The 7,355-nt window shown below is 59.5% G+C and carries 3 pseudogenes; 1 reads left to right on the top strand and 2 read right to left on the bottom strand.

Annotated elements, in window-relative coordinates:
- Window positions 1-208: pseudogene (locus NKJ09_RS32270) on the bottom strand (hypothetical protein); the annotation flags it as partial.
- A gap of 323 nt (window positions 209-531) precedes the next feature.
- Window positions 532-6,103: pseudogene (locus NKJ09_RS32645) on the bottom strand (DUF3320 domain-containing protein).
- Between the two features lie 223 nt (window positions 6,104-6,326).
- On the opposite strand from NKJ09_RS32645, the pseudogene NKJ09_RS32255 reads away from it, so the two are divergent.
- Window positions 6,327-6,961 (top strand): annotated as a pseudogene (locus tag NKJ09_RS32255) (IS5 family transposase); the annotation flags it as partial.
- Window positions 6,962-7,355 lie beyond the last annotated feature (394 nt).

Here is a 7,355-nt window from a genome sequence, read left to right as displayed (position 1 = left end):
GGTGCTCGCCTGAGTAGAGAGCGACAAGTACATTCGTAGCATGATACAGCGGTGCCGCCGACTGACGCAGTCGGCTTTCGTATCTGCCGAGCATGTCGGGATCGGCAATGTCGCGGCGGGCGCGACATGCTGTCACGATTTTATGAGCGAGTTGCTTCTGGCCGCGGAGGCCGATAACGGACGTCGCGCTTTTCGGCAACGGTGCCATTGCTCAACTGAGGCAGCGTTTCGGAGCCGAATGTCACCCCGTCAGTCGGCTTTTTTTGCGGAAGTTGGAAACCACAAGAACACGCCTAGGAACCTCGTGGACCTGGATAGGCAGCGGCGGCTGCATGCCCGCCTTTTGTTTCTAGCACTGCTTTTATCTTTCGGCGACAGGCGGTGACTTGTGCTCCAAGTGAATCCAGATGAATGTCTGCCTTATGGACAAATCGAAACGCCATTCAGCCTCCAGCCAAGGGCAGAGTTTGTCCCCAGGTTCGCCATGATCTTGCGAGGGTGGCGGTCCACCCTCGCGTCCTCGCTGATTTCTTACTGACCGTTTGCGCCGTCTATCAGCAGGCCGTCTTGGTACCGCAACGATCCATTCGCAACAGCACCGGCGACCGCCGCTGAAATCAATTGCCTCAGCTGCGCGCTCGTGGCTTTGAAGCCCAGCATCCTCGAGACGCTCGTTGCGATTTCGTCCTCCGTCGCGCCGAGATTGGATCTCACCACCTCGATTGCACCCTGGGCAACTTCCTCCGAGGAGATCATTTCGGGCTTACGCAATCCAGGCGACATGACACCACTGCGGTCGCGTAGCTGAATAGGCGCGCCCGGTTTGAAGCAGAAGTCGCCTCGACGCGCCACCACTCCCCGCGCTTCGGCGATAACAAGACCAGGCTCAATCGCGTCCTGAATCCTGCCGCCGGCCCGCTGTAGGCCCCATGCATCCCGAATGCGCGATACTACCTCATCGAGATGGACTGGCGTCTCTGCGGCGACGATTTGCTCGACCAGCCCAGCCAGGAGACCGGTGGGCGTCTCGTGAAGTTCAAACTGCCCGGGCGGTCTCTGTACACTTGCTTCTGCGTAGGCTCGATCTGATGTCGCGGCTCCATTCGTAGTCTCCAACCCGATTTCGGTGACGTTACCCCGGTCGACCGTCACGACTTGTACGGCCGCCCCACGGCCTCTCTGGTTTCCCAACTCCGCCCGTTCAGCAAGTTCTCTCGTTGCAGCCTCGATCGCCGCCACCGTCCGCTCGAGCTGTTCACGCGGACGCTGGAACCAATCGGCACTCCAGATGCGGTGAATTATCCAGCCGTGGTCTTCGAGCACAGCCGGGCGAAGCCGATCCCGATCTCTTGCGGAGCGCGAGGAGTGATACTCGGCACCGTCGCATTCGATGCCTAGCAGGTAGCGCCCTGCCCGCTCCGGATCAGCAACTGCCAGATCGATGAAGAAGCCCGCGATACCCACCTGTGCATGGACCTGATAGCCTCGTTCAATCAAGGCGTTGGCTACCTGTTCTTCAAAGATTGAATCCATCTCTCTGGTCGTCGTCTGAGCAAGCGAGATGCGTCCAGTCCTCGCGTAGTGCAAAAAGAGCTTGAAGGCAAAGACCCCCTTACCCTTTCCGCGCTCGAGGTCGATGTCCTCATCTGTTATCGACGCGTACACCTCACAGGCACGCTTAGCCCGGCTTATGAGAACGTTGAGTCGACGTTCTCCGCCTTCCGAACCGAGTGGGCCGAAGCGCATGGCCATGTAGCCCTGGGAATTCTTCGCGTATCCCACCGAGATCATGATCACGTCCCGCTCGTCGCCTTGAACGTTCTCCAGGTTCTTGACGAAAAACGGCTCACTCGGATGGGCGTGGAAGAAGTCTTCGGTGTCCGGATTCAACCGCCGCAGGGCTTCAAGCTCATCTTGGATCGCACGGCGTTGGCTGACAGAAAAAGTCGCAACGCCAAGAGACTCTTGTGGATTGGACTTCGCGTGACGAATGATCGCTTCTGCTACGGCACGCGCCTCGATCGGGTTCGTCCCTGTCCCACCTGAATCGAACACTCCGTCCGGCACGTAATGGAACCGCAGCCCCATACCAGCCTCTTGGGTATACGGACTTGGGACGATGAAGAGCCGGTTGTCGTAGAACTGGCTATTCGACACGGCGATGAGCGATTGATGTCGACTGCGGTAGTGCCAGCGAAGCATGCGCTGTGGCAAACCACGGGCTGTGAAAAGCCCGAGAATGCTCTCGATGTCAGCGACCTGCGCACCCTCGCCGTCGTCATCTTCAGATTGCGAGCCCGTCATCTTCGCAAAGAATGTCGTCGGTGGCAGCTGGCGTTCATCGCCAACGACGACTACCTGGTTCGCCCTGGCAATTGCGCCGAGTGCGTCCACCGGCTGGATCTGAGACGCTTCGTCCATAACCAGGAGGTCGAACGACATTCGACCGGGCGACAAGAACTGCGCCACCGAAAGTGGGCTCATCATGAACACCGGCTTCAACGCCTGGACAGCAGGTCCTGCCCTCAGCATCAACTGCCGGATAGGCATATGGCCTCTTCTGCGCGCCATCTCAGATCGAAGCAAACCGACAGGCCCAGCTCCGCCATCTCTTGAGGGGATCTTGCGATGATGCGCGGTCACGACCTCGATGGCGCTAGCCTTGATCCTCTGCCGGTCCAAATCCGCAAAGTCGCGGACAGCTCTCGAATGGAGCTCGCCGTCAAACCTCCCGAGGTCCGGCTCCTTGTTCGCCATCGCCGTCAGCATTTTCTCGTAATAGGCCATGTCGAAGACCGATCGCGCCGATGCGGTTGGAACCTGGCCATTGGCCAGGCCGCCGATCAACTGTCCTAGTCCCGCCTTTCGGGCACTCTCAGATCGTTCTTCGTAGGCAACCCATTTCGAGAGCTGTTCCTGATGCTCGACCCAGGTCTCCAATCGGGCAATCAACTCAGCAATCACGACCTCAGAGAAATCGCCTACTCCGAACAAAGACGAAGCATCAGCTTTCAAATCGTCCGCAAGCGCCTTCAACCGCAGTGCCGCGGCCTGGGTCGTTTCTCGCGTTGCACGAGCTGATTTTGCGATCTCGACCCTGTCAGGCAGACGCGCGACCAGATGTCGGAGTGCGGTATTGTTTTTCAACCAGAGCTCGGCCTGCGTAAGCGCGGCCCAGTCGGATCCTCGCCCCAGCCAAGACGAGCCAAATGCGGACATGCCAATGCCGTGAGCAGCATCGATCTCTTGAGCAAGCTTCTGTAGGGCGCCCAGTCGTCGGACGAGCTCCACCCGACCGGATAGCTGATCAGGCAGGCTGGCCAGAACCTCTCGAGACGCTTCGTCCGCTTGAGCCACGGATCGCGCCTTCACTTCCATCAGCTGCAGTGAAGCCCTTTCGGCGGAGGCGACGTCACCCAGCATGGACGGCGCGAGGTGGCCGAGATCATTCCAGAAACCCTCGATCATCGGCCGGCCGATATCGATCACCTTGCGAACCCGGAGCGCCCGCGCGCCCGCTTCAGAGCGCTCGGCCATCCGACCAGCAATAAGTCGCGGTTCCGAGCCAAGTCCCCTTAGCGTGCGCATCCATTCCACTAGAGCCAAGAGCGGAGCCGACGAGGATTTCTCCCGGCGCCAATCTGCTCCGAAGGCGGAACGACCAAAGGCGTCACCGTCACGAATCTTCGTGGCCGCCGCTTGCCCCTTCATCAACACGTCTAGGAGACGCACTGTCTCAGTCGACGGCGCGTTAGGATCGACTAAAAGGGACCGCAGAAGGGCTTTGGCGCGACGGTAGTCGCCGCTCAATGCCTTCAACAGACCCGTATGACTAGCGAGGGCTTGCCTTGTCGGTGCAACCTCCGTGTTCCAGGCAGCATCGACAACTTTGCCCTTCAGCTCTGCTTGGACTGCCTCAAGCGTCGCGACGCTCTCGGCAAGGTCCGCCGCTTGTTCAAGTCCTGTGTCCCAAACGGTCGCGGCAAACGCTTCAGGGCTCGCGTCAGGGGCGGCCGCAACTCTCTCCCCCGTCACGATCAATCTAACCAGCCCAGCCAACGTGTCCGGTACAACCGTTGATCCCAGCTCCTGGTTCAGCCGCTCCGCTTCATCCCGCAAGCGCGGGAGCAGAACGGTCAGCTGGTGCGCACGGACAAAACCGTCTTTCGGGAATTCCGATGGCAGCTTTGCAAGCTCTGCCTCGAGACCTTCAATTGGGGTGTCGATCGCCGTCGCCACCAAATGCTGCGAAACGTCTTCGAATTTGCGGGCGAAATCCGATCCTGTCCAAAGAAGCGATGAGATCTCCTTAGGATGGTCGTCCCACACCGGCGAGACCAACGCATCGGCGGGAAGCTCTGGTGCGGACGCAAGCAGTTCTGCGTGATCTTCTATGTCGCCGCTGTCGCTGAGAATTCGCGAAGGCCCGGCCCCGGTCCGCGCGGCAATGTCGATCAGTTTTGCCTGCACAGCCTTCGCTTGATCGAGCAATGACCCGATGCGCGGGACGAGCCGCTCGACCGTGGTCGGCAGTACGACGTCCAGGCCTACCCCTCTCCAGGGATGGTGGATGGGTAGCCCGATTTCGTTGATCCGTTGAGAGACCTCGTCGAGAAGCTTCCGGCGTGACGAAACGCCTTCACTCGTCCAATGGACGGCACCCTCGAGCTCGATATCTACGGGTTTTTGCCCGTTCTGCCTGAGCCGGGTTAGCTGGCCGAAAACCTGGTAGGGCGTCAGGGCGGATGCGCCGAACGGAACATGCATCCGGTCGGCATGCGCATTGAGCCTGTCGCGCGCCTGCGACAACTGATCGGTCAGCGCAGATGGGAATTGTCCTCGAGGCGATCCAAAGCTGCCAGGTACGACGCAGTTCCTCCAGCATCATGCGCTTGTTCGCCTTGTTGCTGTGGAGTTCCAGGCACACGTCCCCTACCCCGGCATTGTCGAGGCGGCGCTTCACGACCTCCAGCGCGGCCATTTTTTCAGCCACAAAAAGGACGGTCTTTCCGTCGGCCACGGCCGACGCGATAACATTCGCAATCGTCTGCGATTTGCCAGTGCCTGGGGGGCCCTGGATCACAAGGTCGCGACCCTTTCTGACATCATGGATCGCAAGTGTCTGGGAACTGTCGCTGTCGACGATGTGCAACATCTCCGCTGGCGCAATGTGCGGATCAATCGCGATGTCGTCAGACATCAGCGGCTCGCGCGCTTCAAAGCCGTCGGAAAGGAGCGAGCGGATCTTCGGCTGCTCGATTATCTTGGAGGCCTCGGGCCAGATCTCAGGATCAAGATCCCGGTACATCAAGAACTTCGCGAACGAGAAGAAGCCCAGCACCATATCATCCCGGAGCACCTCCCAACCCTCTTTGGTTGAAACCGCTTCGGCCACGGCATCGAGATACTTTGAGGCGTCGAAGTCGTCTCCCGCATCGAAGCTCGGCATGGCGAGCTTGTGCATCCGATCCAGATAGAGCTCAAGGGAGAGGTTCGCGCTCTGATCCTCTGGCCTGGCGCGCAGCCGAAACTTCTCTCCAGCCGTTCCTCGCTCGAGCCGGACCGGCACCAAAATGAGCGGTGCTTGACGGATGTTTTCCTTGTTGTTCGGGTCAATCCACTTCAGCATCCCGAGAGCCAGAAAGAGGATGTTGACGCCCTGCTCCTCCTCTAGCGTCCTGGCATCGTGATGGAGATCGAGAAGCCGGCGTTGCAAGCCGGTGGGGGTCATCCGCGTCTGCAGTTTGGTGTCTGAATGTCGCGCAAACACTCCCCTGTCGTCCGCTTCATCGTCCTCTGGCTGAGCAAGGGAAATGGGGGAGTAGTCGATCTCGTCTTCCGTAGCAGAGCCTTCTTGGCCAGCCTTTGGTCTATCAGGCTTGCCTGCGATGAACGTAAAGACCTTCCCTTCATTCACCAGCAACCGATAGACCTCGGATGACCGCTCATCGACGATGTCGATCGTTTTCGCACTCTTTGAAAACCGGGGCACGTTCAAAAGGCGATTACGTGCGGAGAGGTCGAGCAACTCCATCCTGGCGCGCTCGAGCTTCTCCTTTAGCGGTAGATCGCTTTGGAAGACTGACTTTTCGGATTCTGACAATTATGCCCCCACTCCCAGAGCCGAACACTTAGATCCTGCCCAACGGTGGCCGCAACAAAAAAGCTATCCGCATCTCGATAATACTGTTGGCACCGTGCGGTCCGAGCATTGTGAAATGAGATACGTTGGTGACTTGATTTGAGCTAGCAGGCTGTTGAAAAAGGCCCTCGCCACCGGACCGCAGCAATGATTCACTGGCTCCGAAGGGATTCGGAGGTGGCGAGTGCGCGGCGGCGACGATCGAACTGGCGAACTTTACAGCTACGTGGACCTTGAGGTCCGGGTTCGGCGCAATCATCCATTGCGGGCGATCAGGACGATCGTGACTGAAGCCCTGTCGAGGCTGGAGCGTGAGTTCGCGGCGCTATATTCGCCGATCGGACGGCCATCTATCCCGCCGGAGAAGCTGCTGCGGGCGATGCTTTTGCAGGCGTTCTATTCGATCCGCTCGGAGCGGCTTTTGATGGAACGGTTGGAATACGACCTCTTGTTCCGCTGGTTCGTCGGCATCGGCGTCGACGACGCAGCCTGGGACCATTCGGTGTTCTCCAAAAACCGTGACCGGCTGCTGGAGGGCGATATCGCGGCGAAGTTCCTGGCGGCCGTGCTGGCGCAACCCAAAGAAGCTCCTGTCCACGGATCACTTCTCGGTCGACGGCACGCTGATCGAGGCCTGGGCTTCGATGAAGAGCGTCAAGCCAAAGGGCGGCCCAAGCGGCGGTCATGGCGAACCGCCGGCAGAAGGCGGCGGACCTCCGCGGCGAGAGGCGATCGAACGAGACGCACGCCTCGACTACGGACCCCGACGCCAGGCTCTACCGCAAAGGGCGGGGCAAGGAGGCCAGGTTGTGCTTAGTTGTGTGCGTCAAGTTCTGCAAAATGGCGTGGCGTTGCGGGTGTCGGCCAAGCATCAGTCTCTGCTGCATTTCGTGGGACAGGCGCCGTGGTCGGACGCGGCCTTGCTAGCGCGGGTTCGCGACCGGTCCTCAGGTCAGCAAGCTGATCCTGACGGATTTGGCCTCCAGCGTGTCTTCTTTCTTCGGGGCCATGGACGGACCAGCTTGCTCCCATCGTTGTTCGCGAGGACAAGCTTACGCAAGCCCACTGAAGGATGGGTCAACTATCCAGCAGGGGTAGCCAGTGCGCTCACCATGCTTCGGTCGCACGTCTGTTCTTAAGATTGCCGGCTGATCATCAAGGTCTCGTCCGCGCGCGTTTCTTGATCCGAATCATGCCAGGATCGGCAACGTCA

Origin of the sequence: Mesorhizobium sp. M0189, assembly GCF_040322135.1 — a bacterium.
Taxonomy (GTDB): Bacteria; Pseudomonadota; Alphaproteobacteria; order Rhizobiales; family Rhizobiaceae; genus Mesorhizobium.
Note: the sequence above shows the minus strand (reverse complement) of the source record. Positions and strands in the feature narration are given on the sequence as shown.